Annotated in this window: 13 protein-coding genes and 1 pseudogene; 3 read left to right on the top strand and 11 right to left on the bottom strand. The window is 56.7% G+C overall.

Annotated features, from left to right (window positions below; all coding sequences use genetic code 11):
* Positions 1 to 72 precede the first annotated feature (72 nt).
* Positions 73 to 2,118, top strand: a complete 2,046-nt coding sequence (gene paaZ, locus ACWJ62_RS02385) for a phenylacetic acid degradation bifunctional protein PaaZ (RefSeq protein WP_449284757.1) — start codon at positions 73 to 75, stop codon at positions 2,116 to 2,118.
* Between the two features lie 123 nt (positions 2,119 to 2,241).
* Here the strand turns inward: paaZ and ACWJ62_RS02380 are convergent, their stop codons facing one another.
* From ACWJ62_RS02380 to ACWJ62_RS02355, 6 genes and pseudogenes are all read right to left on the bottom strand, one after another.
* Positions 2,242 to 2,946, bottom strand: a complete 705-nt coding sequence (locus ACWJ62_RS02380) for an ABC transporter ATP-binding protein (protein ID WP_449285339.1) — start codon at positions 2,944 to 2,946, stop codon at positions 2,242 to 2,244.
* A gap of 210 nt (positions 2,947 to 3,156) precedes the next feature.
* Positions 3,157 to 3,585, bottom strand: a pseudogene (locus ACWJ62_RS02375) (hemerythrin domain-containing protein); the annotation flags it as partial.
* A gap of 38 nt (positions 3,586 to 3,623) precedes the next feature.
* The gene (locus ACWJ62_RS02370) at positions 3,624 to 4,382 is read right to left on the bottom strand and encodes an ABC transporter ATP-binding protein (RefSeq protein ID WP_449284756.1); all 759 of its coding nucleotides are present in this window, start codon (positions 4,380 to 4,382) and stop codon (positions 3,624 to 3,626) included.
* The gene (locus ACWJ62_RS02365; RefSeq protein WP_449284755.1) at positions 4,379 to 5,386 is read right to left on the bottom strand and encodes a branched-chain amino acid ABC transporter permease; all 1,008 of its coding nucleotides are present in this window, start codon (positions 5,384 to 5,386) and stop codon (positions 4,379 to 4,381) included. Before ACWJ62_RS02365 ends, ACWJ62_RS02370 begins: the two co-directional genes overlap by 4 nt.
* Positions 5,386 to 6,261, bottom strand: a complete 876-nt coding sequence (locus tag ACWJ62_RS02360) for a branched-chain amino acid ABC transporter permease (protein ID WP_349517855.1) — start codon at positions 6,259 to 6,261, stop codon at positions 5,386 to 5,388. The genes ACWJ62_RS02365 and ACWJ62_RS02360 overlap by 1 nt, the downstream gene beginning before the upstream one ends.
* 82 nt (positions 6,262 to 6,343) lie before the next feature.
* The gene (locus tag ACWJ62_RS02355) at positions 6,344 to 7,501 is read right to left on the bottom strand and encodes an ABC transporter substrate-binding protein (RefSeq protein ID WP_449284754.1); all 1,158 of its coding nucleotides are present in this window, start codon (positions 7,499 to 7,501) and stop codon (positions 6,344 to 6,346) included.
* Between the two features lie 306 nt (positions 7,502 to 7,807).
* Here ACWJ62_RS02355 and paaX point away from each other — a divergent pair, with 306 nt between their 5' ends.
* Positions 7,808 to 8,776, top strand: coding sequence for a phenylacetic acid degradation operon negative regulatory protein PaaX (paaX, locus tag ACWJ62_RS02350; protein WP_449284753.1), 969 nt, complete (start codon positions 7,808 to 7,810; stop codon positions 8,774 to 8,776).
* 7 nt (positions 8,777 to 8,783) lie between these two features.
* Here the strand turns inward: paaX and ACWJ62_RS02345 are convergent, their stop codons facing one another.
* Positions 8,784 to 9,293, bottom strand: a complete 510-nt coding sequence (locus ACWJ62_RS02345) for an acyl-CoA thioesterase (RefSeq protein ID WP_449284752.1) — start codon at positions 9,291 to 9,293, stop codon at positions 8,784 to 8,786.
* A complete protein-coding gene (locus tag ACWJ62_RS02340; RefSeq protein WP_449284751.1) occupies positions 9,293 to 10,216 on the bottom strand; it encodes a malate dehydrogenase in 924 nt (307 codons plus the stop codon). Before ACWJ62_RS02340 ends, ACWJ62_RS02345 begins: the two co-directional genes overlap by 1 nt.
* A gap of 112 nt (positions 10,217 to 10,328) precedes the next feature.
* Between ACWJ62_RS02340 and ACWJ62_RS02335 the strand changes: the two genes are divergently transcribed.
* Positions 10,329 to 11,486: a hypothetical protein gene (locus tag ACWJ62_RS02335; protein ID WP_449284750.1), complete on the top strand. Its 1,158-nt coding sequence runs from the start codon at positions 10,329 to 10,331 to the stop codon at positions 11,484 to 11,486.
* A gap of 42 nt (positions 11,487 to 11,528) precedes the next feature.
* Here the strand turns inward: ACWJ62_RS02335 and ACWJ62_RS02330 are convergent, their stop codons facing one another.
* The 3 genes from ACWJ62_RS02330 to ACWJ62_RS02320 form a co-directional block, all read right to left on the bottom strand.
* Positions 11,529 to 12,713, bottom strand: coding sequence for a YbfB/YjiJ family MFS transporter (locus tag ACWJ62_RS02330; protein ID WP_449284749.1), 1,185 nt, complete (start codon positions 12,711 to 12,713; stop codon positions 11,529 to 11,531).
* A 30-nt stretch (positions 12,714 to 12,743) separates the two neighbouring features.
* Positions 12,744 to 13,310 carry an elongation factor P-like protein EfpL gene (gene efpL, locus ACWJ62_RS02325; RefSeq protein ID WP_449284748.1) on the bottom strand — a complete coding sequence of 189 codons (567 nt, stop codon included), beginning with the start codon at positions 13,308 to 13,310 and terminating at the stop codon, positions 12,744 to 12,746.
* 74 nt (positions 13,311 to 13,384) lie between these two features.
* Entirely contained in the window at positions 13,385 to 14,419 is a 1,035-nt protein-coding gene (locus tag ACWJ62_RS02320) for a threonine aldolase family protein (protein WP_449285338.1), read from the bottom strand.
* Between the last annotated feature and the right edge of the window lie 35 nt (positions 14,420 to 14,454).

Genomic DNA, 14,454 nt, shown 5'->3' with positions numbered 1-14,454 from the left:
CAAGATAAGAGCAAGGCAAGTCCCGTAACAACGGGGCTTGCCTTCGCGTTTCAGAAACGAATGGAGTTTCCCATGTCAGTCCTGAAAAGTTTCATTGCCGGCCAGTGGGTTGGCGAAAAGCCCGCCAAGGCCCTGCCCAGCGCCATTAATGGCGAGATCGTCGCCAACACTCACGACGATACCCTCGATTTCAAAAACGCCGTCGACTATGGCCGCAAGGTTGGTGGCAAGAACCTGATGGCCATGGATTTTCAGGAGCGCGCCCTCGCCCTGAAGGCTATGGCGATGTATCTCCAGGAACACAAGAAAGAGCTGTACGCCCTGTCCATGCACACCGGTTCCACCAAGGGCGATAACGGCATCGATATCGACGGTGGTTTCGGCACCCTGTTTTCCTACGCCAGCATGGGCCGGCGCGAACTTCCCTCTGGCAACGTGGTTCATGAAGGCCCGGTGACTCCGCTGGGCAAGAACAACCACTTTGCGGGCACTCATATCCTGGTGCCCCGCGGTGGCGTTGCGGTTCACATTGATGCTTACAACTTCCCGGTGTGGGGCATGCTCGAAAAGTTTGCGCCCACCTTCCTGGCGGGCATGCCGTCCATCGTGAAGCCGGCCACCTCCACCTGTTACGTAACCGAACTCGCCGTCCGCCTGATGCAGGAATCCGGCGCGCTTCCGGAAGGCAGCCTGCAGTTGATCATCGGCAGCACCGGCGACCTGTTTGACCACCTGGAAGAGCAGGACGTAGTCACGTTCACCGGCTCGGCAGCAACGGCACGAAAGCTCAAGAACCATCCGAACATCATCAACCGTTCGATTCCGTTCAACGCCGAAGCGGACTCCCTGAACAGTGCGATTCTGGCGCCGGACGTTACCCCTGAGCACGAAGAATTCGACATCTTCGTGAAAGAAATACGCCGCGAAATGACCGCCAAGGCCGGTCAGAAATGTACCGCCATTCGTCGTATCCTGGTGCCGAAAGACCAGGTGAACGCGGTCTGCGACAAGCTCAAAGAGCAGCTCTCCAAGATCAGCGTTGGCGATCCCTCTGTCGAAGGCGTTCGCATGGGCGCACTGGCCTCCATCGACCAGCTGGAAGATGTGAAAGCCAACATCCAGGAATTGCTCAAGACCAGTGAGCTGGTTACGGGTGGCGAAGGCAACTTCAAGGCTACCGGCGATGGCACCGAAAAGGGCGCGTTCATCGAACCGCACCTTCTGCTCTGCCGGAACCCCCAAAACGGCTGTGGCGCGCACGATATTGAGGCATTCGGCCCAGTTGCTACCGTAATCCCTTACGACACCATTGAGGACGCGGTTGAGCTTTGCTCCAGGGGCCGCGGTTCACTGGTCACGACTCTGACCACCCGTGAGCCAGCCATTGCCGGCAAGATCGCCCCACTGCTCGCAGCCTTCCATGGCCGCCTGCACCTGCTGGATGCCGAAGCTGCGAAGGAATCCACCGGACACGGCTCTCCCCTGCCCATGCTCAAACATGGCGGACCCGGCCGCGCCGGCGGTGGTGAGGAACTGGGCGGTATCCGTGCGGTTCATCATTACCTGCAGCGCACCGCGATCCAGGGCTCCCCGAGCATGCTGGCTGCGGTTACCCGCGAGTATGTGCGCGGTGCCGATCTGATCGAAACCGACGTGCATCCGTTCCGTCGCCACTTCGAAGACCTGCAGATCAACGAATCGCTGCTGACTCACCGACGCACCGTTACCGAAGCCGACATCGTCAACTTCGGCTGCCTGTCCGGTGATCACTTCTACATGCACTTTGATGAAATCGCAGCGCGGGACTCCCAGTTCGGCAAGCGTATTGCGCACGGCTATTTCGTGCTGTCCGCGGCGGCCGGCCTGTTCGTCTATCCGGGCGAAGGCCCCGTGCTGGCTAACTATGGTCTGGACACACTGCGCTTCATAGAACCGGTTGCCCCGGGAGACACCATCCGGGCGCGCCTGACCTGCAAGCGCAAGATCGATCAGGGTCGGACATCTCCGGACGGACATCCTCAGGGTGTCGTGGTCTGGGACGTCCAGGTTCACAACCAGAACGACGAAATGGTTGCGAGCTACGACATCCTGACACTGGTTGCCAAGAAGCCCGAGTAACACCGGGCTTTCCTGTTTTCTCCCTGTCTTGGACCCCAGGGAGAAAGCGTCAGGCAAATAAAAGGGGGACAGGTCGCAAGACCTGTCCCCCTTTTATTGGTGAAAGGAAAATTCCGGGCAACTTTACATACCCAGATAAGCCTCTCGAACCTTCTCATTGCTGAGGAGCTCACGGCCAGTGCCTTCAATTACCACCTTGCCGGTCTCCAGCACATAGCCACGATCTGCGAGGGCCAGCGCCTGGGAGGCGTTCTGCTCTACCAGGAAGATGGTAATGCCCTCTTCCTTCAGTTCCTTGACGATGTTGAAGATCTCTTCGATGATCAACGGCGCCAGCCCCATACTGGGCTCGTCCAGAAGCAGCAGCCTCGGCTTGGCCATCAGGGCGCGGCCCATTGCCAGCATCTGCTGTTGCCCTCCGGACAGCTCACCCGCCAGGTTATGACGCTTCTGACGCAGGATCGGGAACTTGGTGTACATCCGCTCCAGATCGTCCATTACCTCGGGGGTTTTGCCCCGGGTATAGGCACCCAACAGCAGGTTGTCGTGAACGCTCAGGTCCTTGAACACCTGCCGGCCTTCGGGCACCTGAACAATACCATCAGCCACCCGTTGATCGGCGCCGATCTTGGACAGATCCTTGCCTTCAAAGGTGATGGCACCGCGGTCTGTGGGCTGAAGACCCGAGATAGTCATCAACAGTGTGGATTTGCCGGCGCCATTGGCGCCTACCAGTGACACGATCTCACCACTGTTGATATGGATGTCCACATCATGCAGCACTTCAATCTGGCCGTAAGACGTCACCAGTCCCTTGATGGACAGCATCTCTTCTTTAGCATGAGGCGCAGTCACCCGGTCTGCGTGCTTCAGGCCGAGACCACCGAATTTCTCGGGGGTATAACTGACAATCTGGTGCCGCAATTCCCGGAATTCCTCCCGGACGCGCTCACCGAACAGCGGATCGTTTTCCACGTCCCGCGCTTCAATGATCTGCTGCCAGTCTTCCTCGGTCAGGAGTTTACGGGCCCGTGGAATGACCACGCCCTCTTCCTTGCGAATGTGTTTGCGCAAGGCTTCCGTGAAACGGGCCAGAGCATGGCTGAACTCTTCGCGACCTTCCGGCCAGCCTTTTTCGCACTCAGCCAACAACTGGCGCAACTCCACCAGCTTTTCATGGCCAATTACGTAGCCCTTGGCCAGCTTCTCCAGCAGAGGCGCTGTCTCAGGAGACTTCTCACTGAGCCGCTTGTAGAGCTCAATGTCAGTGGGCGTGCTATGAACCCGCTGCGAAAAGTGCTGAATGTAATTAAAAATTGTCGTCAGCAGCCGCTCATCTGGCCGCTGGTCGTTGAGGTTCATATCACTCAGAAGCTGATCCAGCAGATCCAGAATCCGCCACAGCGCCTGGTGTTCATGAACAATAATCCGTACGGCCTGCTCACTGCGTGACTGGGCAGGCGCCATTTCAGTGTTTTGCTCGCTCATGTGAAATGTCTCCTTGCTCAGCCACCCAGATAGGCGGCGATAACATCCGGGTTCTGGCGGATTTCCTCAGGGGTTCCTTCAGCCAGAACGCGGCCGTAGTTGAGCACCAGCAACCGGTCGGATATGCCCATCACCAGTTTCATGTCGTGCTCAACCAGCATTACCGTGGTGCCCTGATCCGCAATTTTCCGGATCAGATCTTCCAGGGCAGCCGTTTCAACCGCGTTCAGGCCAGCCGCCGGCTCGTCCAGGAGGATAACCTTGGGTTCAGCGGCCAGCGCCCGTGCGATCTCCAGACGCTTGAGCGCGCCATAGGACATGGCCGAGGCTTCGGCATCCAGGTAATCACCACAGCCCACGTATTCCATCAGCTCGGCAGCACGCTTACGGGCGGCGGCTTCATTGCGACGCAGGGACGGCAACCGGAACAGTGTGGTGAACAGGCTGCTTCTGAGCTGCAGGTGGCGCCCCAGCATGACGTTTTCGATGGCGGTCATGTTCATGCAGATCTGCATCTGCTGGAACGTGCGGCACATACCCCGCTCAGCCAACTCATTCGGCTCCAGTCTGGCGGTGCTCTCACCGTTCAGCAGAATCTCGCCTTTGGTCGGCGTATAAAGCCCGGTAATCAGATTAAACAGCGTTGTCTTGCCTGCGCCGTTGGGGCCAATAACCGAATAGACCTGCCCGGCCTCCACGGCGAAACTGACGCCTTCCACCGCGTGCACACCACCAAAGGCCTTATCCAGTCCTTTAACTTCAACCAGGGCTGTCATGCCTCACCTCCCTTTTTCTTGCCCAACCTTTTGGAAACCACCGCAACCAGTGTTGGGAGCAGGCCCTTGGGCATGAAAATCATGGTCAGCATCAAAATCAGGCCGAACATCACAGTCTCCAGCTCCTGAAAATCAGCCAGAACCTGCGGCAACAGCTTCAGTACCACGGCGCCGAGAATCACGCCGAAGGTGGAACCCATTCCGCCCAGCACAACCATGGTGATAAAGAGGATGGAGAATTCAAAGCTTGCTACCGCGGGCGTGATAAAGCCCTGGAAATGCGCGTACAGGCTACCCATCAGGCTGGCGTATATGGCAGAGATCACGAACACCAGGCTTTTGTATTTCGCCGTATTCACACCAACCACACTGGCTGCCACTTCCGAGCCGTGAACCGAGCGCAGTGCCCGGCCAATTGGCGACTCAATAAGGTTCAGGGCAAACCAGACCGCTACCAGAAGCACAACGCTGGCAAAGATATACCAGGCCTGGAAGCCTTCAATCTCGATGCCAAACAGTGAATAGCTACCGAAAGCACTCAGTTCCCAGCCAAACACTTCGAACGCGGGAACCGGCATGCCGTCTGGCCCACCCGTGAGTGCCCGCTCGTTATTCAGGATAATGGCAATAATAAAGCCCACGGCGAGGGTCGCCATGGAAAGGTAGTGGCCCTTCAGACGCAGAATCGGACGGCCGACGATCCAGGCAATAAAGCCCACAACGATTGCTCCCACCACCAGCGCAGGCACTGAAGACCAGCCGTAGGTGCCGGTCGCGATGCCGGTAAAGTAGGCGCCAAGACCGAAAAAGCCAGCATGGCCAAGACTGATCTGGCCAGCAAAACCCACCAGGAGATTGAGGCCCACCACCGTGGCAGCAATGATCGCCATCTGGGTGACCAGCTCATAATGGAACGGATTACCAAGAAAAGCGGGAAGAATGATGAGAATAAGGGCGAGAATCACCAGTCCCCGGAGACGCGACTGCATAAACGTATTCAACATCAGACGCGCTCCACTACCTTGGCACCAAACAACCCTCGGGGCATGAAGAAAAGCACCAGCAGGATCATGGAAAATGCCACGGCATCCTTGTAGTCGGATGAGATGTAGCCCGCCGCCATGGCCTCAACAATACCTAGCGACAGTCCACCAACAACTGCACCAACACCGCTGCCAAGACCACCAATGGCCGCAGCCACAAAACCTTTGAGGCCTAGAATGATGCCGATGTCATAAGAGGTAAACGTGATTGGAGCCACCACAATGCCGGCTACAGAACCGAGTAGCGCAGACACCATGAACGCCAGCATCAGAACCATCTGGGTACGGATACCCACAAGGCGCGCGGCTTCCTTGTTCATGGAAGTGGCCAGGATTGCTTTACCAATCAGTGTCTTGGTGAAGAACAGCACCAGCCCAACCACCATGATCGCACCAATACCCAAAACCCAAAGACTCTGGCTGTTTAACACTGCGCCAAAAACCTCAATGGGCTGGTCTGTGCTGAAATTCTGCATCACATGGTATTCCTTGCCCCAGACAACCTGGGCAATACCACGGATAAAGATCGACGCGCCGATGGTGATAATGATCAGGGTAACGACGTCTGCCTGTTTGGCAGGTGCAATCGCGAACCGCTGCAGGGCGATGCCAAGAATGCCGGCCAGAATGACCGCCAACACGACCGCCAGGATCATGGGCACGCCCATGGCCGTAAGCGAAACCGTAGCCATGCCTCCAATCATCAGAAACTCGCCCTGGGCGAAGTTGATGACGTGACTGGCGTTGTAGATGAGGGTAAAGCCGAGGGCTATCAGGGCGTAAGTCGCACCGATAGTAATCCCGGTGAACAGGTACTGTAAGAATTCTGCGAGCATAGCGGTGGTTCCGGTCGAACATCGGCTGGCGACTTACCCTGAAAAGGGGTCGTCGCCAGCCGCGAGACAGGTTAAAGGGGTATCAGTCGATCAGTTTCCATTCGCCGTTCTGGACTTCCAGAATGCGGAAGGATTCCGGGTCAAGGCCGTTGTGGTCTTCCGGTGACATGTTGAACACACCGGTGACGCCGACATAGCCCTGGATGTTTTCCAGCGCGTTACGAACCGCTTCCGGATCGGTAGAGCCGGCCTCTTCCATAGCGCGGACCGCCAGCATCAGGCCATCGTAGGCGTAGGCACCGAAGGTGGACACCTTGGAATCCCAACGGGCTTCGTATTCAGCCTTGTAGTTCTGAACCACTTCTTTCTGGGGATCGTCGTTCGGCAGGGAATCCGGCACCAGCAGCGGGGAAGCCGGCAGGCGAAGGCCTTCTGCAGACGAACCGGCGAGTTCGAGGAAGCTGTCGGATGCAACACCGTGGGACTGATAGAACGGAAGTTCCATGCCCAACTGAGCATAGTTGCGGGTTACGATTGCCGGGCCCTGACCAAAACCGAAGTTCAGCACCGCTTCCACACCACTCGTGTTACGGATATTGGTCAGCTGGGCGGTCATGTCTGTATCAGATCCGCTGTAGGTAACATCGGCCACCACTTCCATACCCATCTGCTCGGCTACTTCAAGAGTCTGGGTACGACCAGAGCTTCCGAAACCACCTGTGCCGGAGATAAGGCCAAACTTGGTAATGCCGCGACCCTTCATGTCGGTCAGAATACGCTCTGCCGCCATGCGGTCGGTTTGAGGAGTCTTGAATACCCACTTTTTGACCGGGTTGGTGATAACCACAGCACCGGCCAGGGAGATGAACGGCACTTCTGCCTGCTCAATCAGCGGTACCGCCGCCATGGTAGCACCGGTAGTACTGCCGCCAACGATGATATCAACCTGGTCCGAGCGGATCAGACGACTGGCAAAGTTACGGGCAGAGGAAGCGTTGCCAACGTCGTCATAGTGGATCAGCTCCAGTTGACGACCAAGGACACCGCCTTCTTCATTAATTTTTTCAACGTACATCTCGAGCGTTTTCAGCTCGGGATCACCAAGGAACGACGCCGGGCCTGTCACTGACAGGAACGAACCGATCTTGATGGGTTCAGCTGCCTGAGCGCTCATCATCATGAGACCGGCGGCTGCAACGGCTGCGCACTTTCCTGCGCGACGAATCACTGTTTTAAACATTGTTTTTGTTCTCCCGAATTGTGCAGGGGCATGAGTATGTTTTTGTTTCATCGTCCGTGACTACGACAGTCCTTATTCTTCGCTCCCGGTAAAATTCGATACCATTGACGAATATCAAACGAAGTTATTGTATCATAACTCTCGTGTCAACCGATTTCAGAAGGTCGAGTCACGGCTCTTTCAGTAAAGCCGACACTGCCGCAGGGCGCCAGTATGGCTAACAGAAAGACAAGCCTTTACCTGACACGTAAGAACCGGATAATAAGCGCAACATGTTTCATTGATTCTTATTTGCGAACTCAGGCCATGACTGCAAAAAGCCAGCTAGAACTGCTCGTCAAGAATTTCCAGAAGAAGCGGCCGCTGCGTGCAGGCTCCCTCATCATTACCATTTACGGTGATGCCATCGTTCCCCGCGGCGGCAATGTCTGGCTCGGAAGCCTGATGAAGCTTGTTGAACCCATGGGCATCAGTCAGCGGCTGGTTCGCACCTCGGTGTATCGCCTGGTTCAGGAGTCCTGGCTGCAAACCGAGAAAGTAGGCCGTTGCAGCTACTACAGCCTCACCGGCCCAGGCCTGCGCCGGTTCGAACAGGCTTTTCAACATGTCTACAATCTCGATACCGAAGAATGGAGTGGAAGCTGGTGCCTGGTGTATCTGAACCAGCTGTCACCGGAACTTCGGCAGAAAGTCCGGGAAGAACTAAAATGGCTTAGCTTTGGCAGCATGGCACCCGGCCTGATGGAACACCCCCGGTTCACTCGCAACGAACTGATTCCAATGCTTCAGGAATGGGGCGCCCTGGAAGACACTATCGTTATGCAGACCATGCCCATGGAGCAGAAGAGCCCGAGAGCGCTGAGGCTGCAGGTTCGCGAAAGCTGGAACCTCGATGAGCTGGGCGGCCGGTACAGGCGGTTCCTGAGTCAGTTTCGCCCCCTCTGGCGCGAGCTTCAGTCTGAAGACACTCTGAGCCCTGAAGAGTGCCTGATTCTCCGGATCCTGCTGATTCACGAATACCGCAAGATCCTGCTGAGGGATCCGCTGCTGCCGGATGAACTGTTACCCGGAGACTGGGAAGGCCGCAGCGCCAAGCAGCTGTGTCGCAACCTGTATCGGCAGATCTATGTGCGCGCCGAGCAATGGCTGGACGCGAACCTCGAGAACGCCTCTGGCCCCCTTCCGGGTCCCGGTGAGAAGTTCTATAAGCGCTTTGGTGGCCTGAGAGATACGGCGGCCCAGACTGATCTGAAGACTGAACCGGAAATGCTATAACTGACGGTCAGTCAGGTGACTGACCGTCAGCGGAAGAGAGCTGTTTTCTGGTTGCCAGGCGCCCCTCCCGACGGATCTGTGCGTTTTTGAATCGGCGCCGCTGCTCATCCGTTTCCGGAATCACATCCGGCACCGCTACCGGGCTGTCATGTTGGTCCAGTGCAACAAAGGTGAAAAAGGCCGAGAGAATATGCCGGGTATCGCCGGTATAGCTGTTCTCCGCCTCCACCTTCGCCCCGATCTCCATGGACGACCCCCAACTCCGGTTCAGGGACAGGCTGAACAACAGCGTATCGTTACCCTTCGCCGGCGCCCTGAAATGGATTGAATCCACGGCAGCCGTCACACAGACATGGGCAGAATGCCGCTCTGCCACAACCAGCGCCAGCCGGTCGCATTTCGCCATGATCATCCCGCCGAACACCGTGTTGTGGGAGTTCATATCGTTCGGAAACACCTTGTACACGTGTTTCTCGATCGCAGATGCGGAGACGGGCTTTGAAGGCTTGTCAGCCATTAACGATCCTCTTTTTCCGGTTCCGATGAAGCGATAACCTCTCTGACGACACTCGCACTGTGCAAGAAAGCCGCCTGCTCCTTTTCATCCAATCGCGGGTGCAGAACTCGCTCAATGCCGTTGCGACCAACAACCGCAGGCAGGCTCAGGCAAACATCATCCACACCGAGAAAGCCATCAACGCGAAGACTGACCGGTAGCGTATGCTTCGAATCATTTGCAATGCATTCAATAATTTCTGCCGCCGCCAGGGCAACCGCATAGTTGGTACAGCCCTTGTGCTTCAGCACCTCAAAACCCGCACGGGACGCTCTCTCGAACAAAGCATACCGGCCGGGCGTAGCGTCGAGTGTTTCGCCACCAACATCCGCGCAACTCATGGCGGGAAACTGGCTATCCCCGTGCTCACCCAGAATGTAAGCGCGAATATCCTCACTGTGGATGCGAAGCTCTTCTGCCAGTAATTGGCGAAATCTGCTCGAATCCACCAATGTGCCGGTTCCGATAACCTGATTCGGGCGAAAACCGCCAAACTCCAGAGCATAATGCACCAGAACGTCTACTGGATTCGACACCATCACGATCTTGCAGTCCGGCGACAGCCGGGCCAACTCTGGCATCAGCTCCTTCATCAGTTCGACATTACCCTGCGCCAGTTCGAGCCGACTACCCATGTTTTTCGGTGTAGGAACTGAGGCGCAGACGGCGATCACATCCGAGCCGGCAGTGTCTGAAATCGTTCCGGCAGTAACCTGGGCAGGCGTGTTCACGAACAATTGACCGTGCCGTAGATCAAGCACATCACCCAACACGGATTCTTTACTGCGGCCAACCAGAACCAGTTCACTGATTATATTCTTCAACGTCAGCACGAAAGCCAGCGTTGACCCGACATTACCCATGCCAATGACTGAAACTTTCATACCTCTTTGCTCCCTCTGTGGAACTGCGCATAGAACGGACCTGAAATACTGGTTTACCTGAAATGATGTATTAAGATGGCCCCTGACTAACTGATTCAGGGATGATCAAGGCATGGTTAAGCAACATTTCCGCTATTCCGCCAGTATTCTGAAAACCGGCCAGCTAGTGGGCGCGCTAGGCGCACTGCTGGCCTTCATGCTGGGCAGCCTCCTCCTGCTGGAATTGCCAAACCTCAGCGAAATGGACCCCGCACAGATCTACAGGGATGACTATGGCAACGTCCATTTCGAGTTACAGATATTTGTGATCGTTTCGCTGATCGGCGCGCTGGTCGCAGCAGCCAACCGCAAAGTGAAAGTGACCCTGGACAGTGAGACCGTGAGCATCAAAATTCCCAAACTGACCGGGCTTGGGTTGATGGGACTGACCACGGGCGAGCATCGAATCCCGCTGCACACCATACGGAAGATCGAGCTTACCCCGGTGACGGGCTTCCGGAATATGGCTCAGGCTATTCAGCAATCGCGGCTCAGTCTCGTTACTGACAGTAAAACCTACCTGCTTCAACCCTACAACTTTTTGAGGGTTGGCGCCCCGGATCATCGACTGGGGCTTGCCGGAGCTTTCGGGAAACCAAAGGCGCGGGTAGAAACCATAATCAGTGAATCGCCCCTCGTAAGGGCCCTGTCGGAAGCAGCAGTTGAAGCAGATGTTGCCTCGACGCCCGTTGATCGTTCCGGGCCGCTCGCCAAACATTTCAACCTGCTCAAACACCGGGGCATGGTGATCGAGCTGACGTTGTTGGCCTTCCTGGGCGCCTATGCACTGGCTGACTATCTGATGCTCACCAATTACCTGGTTCTGGGAGATTTGCCCATGTGGCCATTTGTCTCGGCGGGCCTACTCGCCGGCGCGATGGGAATCCGGCTTGGCAGAGGTGCTCCCGGGCCTGAGCGACTGGGTGTTGCCGCGATGCTCTGCATCGTGGCTATAGCAGCAACTTACCCGGGAATACAACGCTATACCCTCATCGTTTCAACGGAGCCCGTCCCCGTTGCCTACAGTATGACTGAGCCTGCTTACTTTGAGCATTCGAGCTACCCTGCGATTGATCAACGAAACAGCAATATTCAGGAATATTGGCAAAGCCTGGAGACGGGAGCAGACGTCGTTTTCCCGGTTCACAAACCGGCACTGGGCTTTGCTCTGGTTGATATGTCTCGCGTTTACGAGAAAAGCCGCGCTTTTTACCGCACGAGGCAACAATAGGCTTCTCGAACGAATGGCACTGGAACAATGCAACGATCGGGATTAACGAGAAAGCGCAGGCTCGGCCTCTCTCTCCTTCGCCCGCCTTGCCAGGTGAAGCATCAAAACGCCCAACGCCATCACCACCAGGGTCAGCCAGAGGCCGTTGATGTAGTTGCCTTCCACATCAGCGAGATAACCGACAACTGCCGGCGCCACCATCTGTGCGATGCCATAGCTGAAGGTAAGCCGACTCATGGGCCGGGAAGGGTTTTCCGGGAAAACCCGCCCAACCATTGCCAGCATCATACTGACGATACCGATAAAGCTGGCGCCGTAAATCACCGAACTGAGCATCACACTGGCCAGACTCGTATTCACGATCAGCATCAGGATACTCACAGAATTCAGGACGTAGGCCAGATAAAGCGCCAGCCACTGCCCCCAGCGGCGCGAAAAGACATCCCACAACCAGCAGGCCGGCGTGGCGGCAAGACCTGCAATCAGCCAGACCAGCCAGCCCTGCCCCTGAAGCTCAGGCATGGATTCAGCAATCGCGACCAGAAAGGTGGCGGTCACCACATAGCCCACACCGGCACAGAAATACGCCAATTGCAGGATACGAATGAATCGGCTGCGCTCGTCGCCACCACTGCCGGCACCAGTCCTGGGCAAGGCACAGGCGCGGTAATCGGGCATCCAGCGCCAGGCGGGGACCAGCAACGCCAGGGCCACCAGACCATAGATCACCCATTGCTGATCCCAGGTAAACGGATCCTTGATCAGCTCCGCTGTAACAGCGGTCAGAACAATCCCGAGCCCGATGCCGGAAAAGAACACGCCAAGCTCGGACTTCTGGTTGTTCTTGATCAACCAGCTCATCAGCAGACCGGCGCCAAGCAACATGCCCGCGGAAGTGCTCAACCCGGAGATGAAGCGCAGAATGAACCACAGCCACACGTTGGTGGTGTACCCCATGAGAACCGTCGAAACTACGGCGACCACTAGCCCAAGCTGGTAGAGCCTTACCTTGAGACCGAGATCGCTGATCCGGGTAATAAGCACCGCGCCGGTCAGGTAGCCGGCGTAGTTCACAGTTGCCAGCATGCCGACAACGGATTTGCTCAGCCCCAGCGCAGCCACCATTTCCGGGATCATTGGCGTGTAGGAAAACCGGGCAATTCCCACCATGACCACAACGGCGATCACGCTGGCTATCAGGACTTTTATTGTTTCTATCGGTTTCACGGCGTGCCCTTACTTCAGAACGACTTCGGATCAGGCGCGGCCCAGGAACTTGCGCTCCTCCACGTTGATGCGAATGCGATCCCCGGTGGAAATGTGCTCGGGAACCTGAACGACCAGCCCCGTGGCAAACCGGGCAGGCTTGGTTCTGGCCGTTGCAGAGCCACCCTTAACGGACGGATCGGTCTCTTCAATCACCAGTTCAACGGTGGGCGGAAGTGCCAATGACACCGGCGAATCCTTCAACAGGATAACCATCACGCCCTGGGTATCTTCGGAGATGAACAGCAGCTCGTCGGCAATGGCCTCACGGTTCAGGCTGTACTGGGTGAAGTCCTCGGTATCCATGAAGACATACTCATCGCCATCCGCGTAGGAAAACGTAGCTTCCCGACGCGTGAGATCGGCCAGGTTGAGCATGTCCGAATCCTTGAAGGTCTCGTCCAGCTTTTGGTTGGTCACCACATCGTACATCCGCATTCGGTACAGACTGCCGCCAGCCCGACCCTGGGGAACTGAACGCTCGATGTCCTTTACAAAATACACCCTACCATCGTATTCAACGGCGGAGTTCTTTTTGACTTCACTGGCTCTGGGCATGTCTTCTGTTTCCGTAAAAATTGGGGTTTTGGGGCTGCTGATATACCACGACTTCGCCCCGGAATCGATAGCTCTTAGCTAACAAGGGCACGCACATCTGACAGGAAGCGGTCTACCTGTTCATTGGTCGTTGCCCAGGAACACATCAGGCGGGCACTGCCACCGATAAAGTTGTAAAAACGCCAACCCTTCGCCCGCAGTGCTGCCTGCAAAGGCTCAGGCATTTCCACGAAAACACCGTTCACCTGCCTCGGGTAGCGTAGCTGGATGCCGGGAAGTCCCTCCAACCCCTGGGCAAGGCGCTGGGCACAGGCATTGGCATGGCGGGCGTTCTGTAGCCAAACATCGCCCTCAAGAAGCCCGCACCAGGGTGCCGAAATATAGCGCATCTTGGAGGCCAGCTGACCGGCCTGCTTACAACGCCACTCGAAATCCTCTGCCAAAGAACGGTTGAAGAACACCACCGCCTCACCGAGCGCCAGACCATTCTTGGTGCCGGAAAAGCAAAGGACATCGACACCAGCCTTCCAGGTAATGTCAGCAGGGTGAGCGTCTAAAGCAGCCACCGCATTGGCGAAGCGGGCACCGTCCATATGGATGTTGAGCTTATGCCGGTCAGCCACGGCCCGAATGGTCCTGAGTTCCTCCGGCGTATAAACCGTGCCCACCTCCGTGGCCTGGGTGAGGCTGAGCGCTTTGGGCTTGGGGTAGTGAATATCGGTCCGCTTGGTCACCAGGTGTTCGATGCTCTCCGGTGTCAGCTTGCCGTTCTCGCCCTGCCCCAGAAGCAGCTTGGCGCCGTTGGAGGCGTACTCCGGGCCGCCGCATTCATCGGTTTCAATGTGGGCCAGCTCATGGCAGATCACGCTGTGAAACGACTGACCGATCGAGGCCAGGGCCAGAGAGTTGGCTGCAGTGCCATTGAACACGAAGTAAACGTCACAGTCCGTATCGAACAGCGCCCTCAGACCATCCGCTGCCTTCTGCGTCCAGCTGTCCTCGCCGTAGGCTGGCTCATCCATCCGGTTGGCCGCTTCCATGGCTTTCCATGCCTGCGGGCATACACCACTGTAGTTGTCGCTGGCAAACTGCTCGGACTGGGACAAAATTCACTCTCCTTCCATTTGAATTGCTTACTCTCACT

The sequence above is a fragment of the Marinobacter sp. PE14 genome (assembly GCF_053566155.1).
The sequence above is the reverse complement of the archived record's forward strand: the minus strand, read 5'-3'. Positions and strand labels throughout refer to the sequence as shown.

Bases quoted from the DNA above. Each gene is read 5' to 3' on its own strand.
- ACWJ62_RS02340 (WP_449284751.1), bottom strand. From the start codon at position 10,216: ATGAAAGTTTCAGTCATTGGCATGGGTAATGTCGGGTCAACGCTGGCT.
- paaX (WP_449284753.1), top strand. From the start codon at position 7,808: ATGACTGCAAAAAGCCAGCTAGAACTGCTCGTCAAGAATTTCCAGAAG.
- ACWJ62_RS02355 (WP_449284754.1), bottom strand. From the start codon at position 7,501: ATGTTTAAAACAGTGATTCGTCGCGCAGGAAAGTGCGCAGCCGTTGCA.
- efpL (WP_449284748.1), bottom strand. From the start codon at position 13,310: ATGCCCAGAGCCAGTGAAGTCAAAAAGAACTCCGCCGTTGAATACGAT.
- paaZ (WP_449284757.1), top strand. From the start codon at position 73: ATGTCAGTCCTGAAAAGTTTCATTGCCGGCCAGTGGGTTGGCGAAAAG.
- ACWJ62_RS02370 (WP_449284756.1), bottom strand. From the start codon at position 4,382: ATGACAGCCCTGGTTGAAGTTAAAGGACTGGATAAGGCCTTTGGTGGT.
- ACWJ62_RS02380 (WP_449285339.1), bottom strand. From the start codon at position 2,946: ATGCTGTCCATCAAGGGACTGGTGACGTCTTACGGCCAGATTGAAGTG.
- ACWJ62_RS02365 (WP_449284755.1), bottom strand. From the start codon at position 5,386: ATGTTGAATACGTTTATGCAGTCGCGTCTCCGGGGACTGGTGATTCTC.
- ACWJ62_RS02335 (WP_449284750.1), top strand. From the start codon at position 10,329: ATGGTTAAGCAACATTTCCGCTATTCCGCCAGTATTCTGAAAACCGGC.
- ACWJ62_RS02345 (WP_449284752.1), bottom strand. From the start codon at position 9,293: ATGGCTGACAAGCCTTCAAAGCCCGTCTCCGCATCTGCGATCGAGAAA.
- ACWJ62_RS02360 (WP_349517855.1), bottom strand. From the start codon at position 6,261: ATGCTCGCAGAATTCTTACAGTACCTGTTCACCGGGATTACTATCGGT.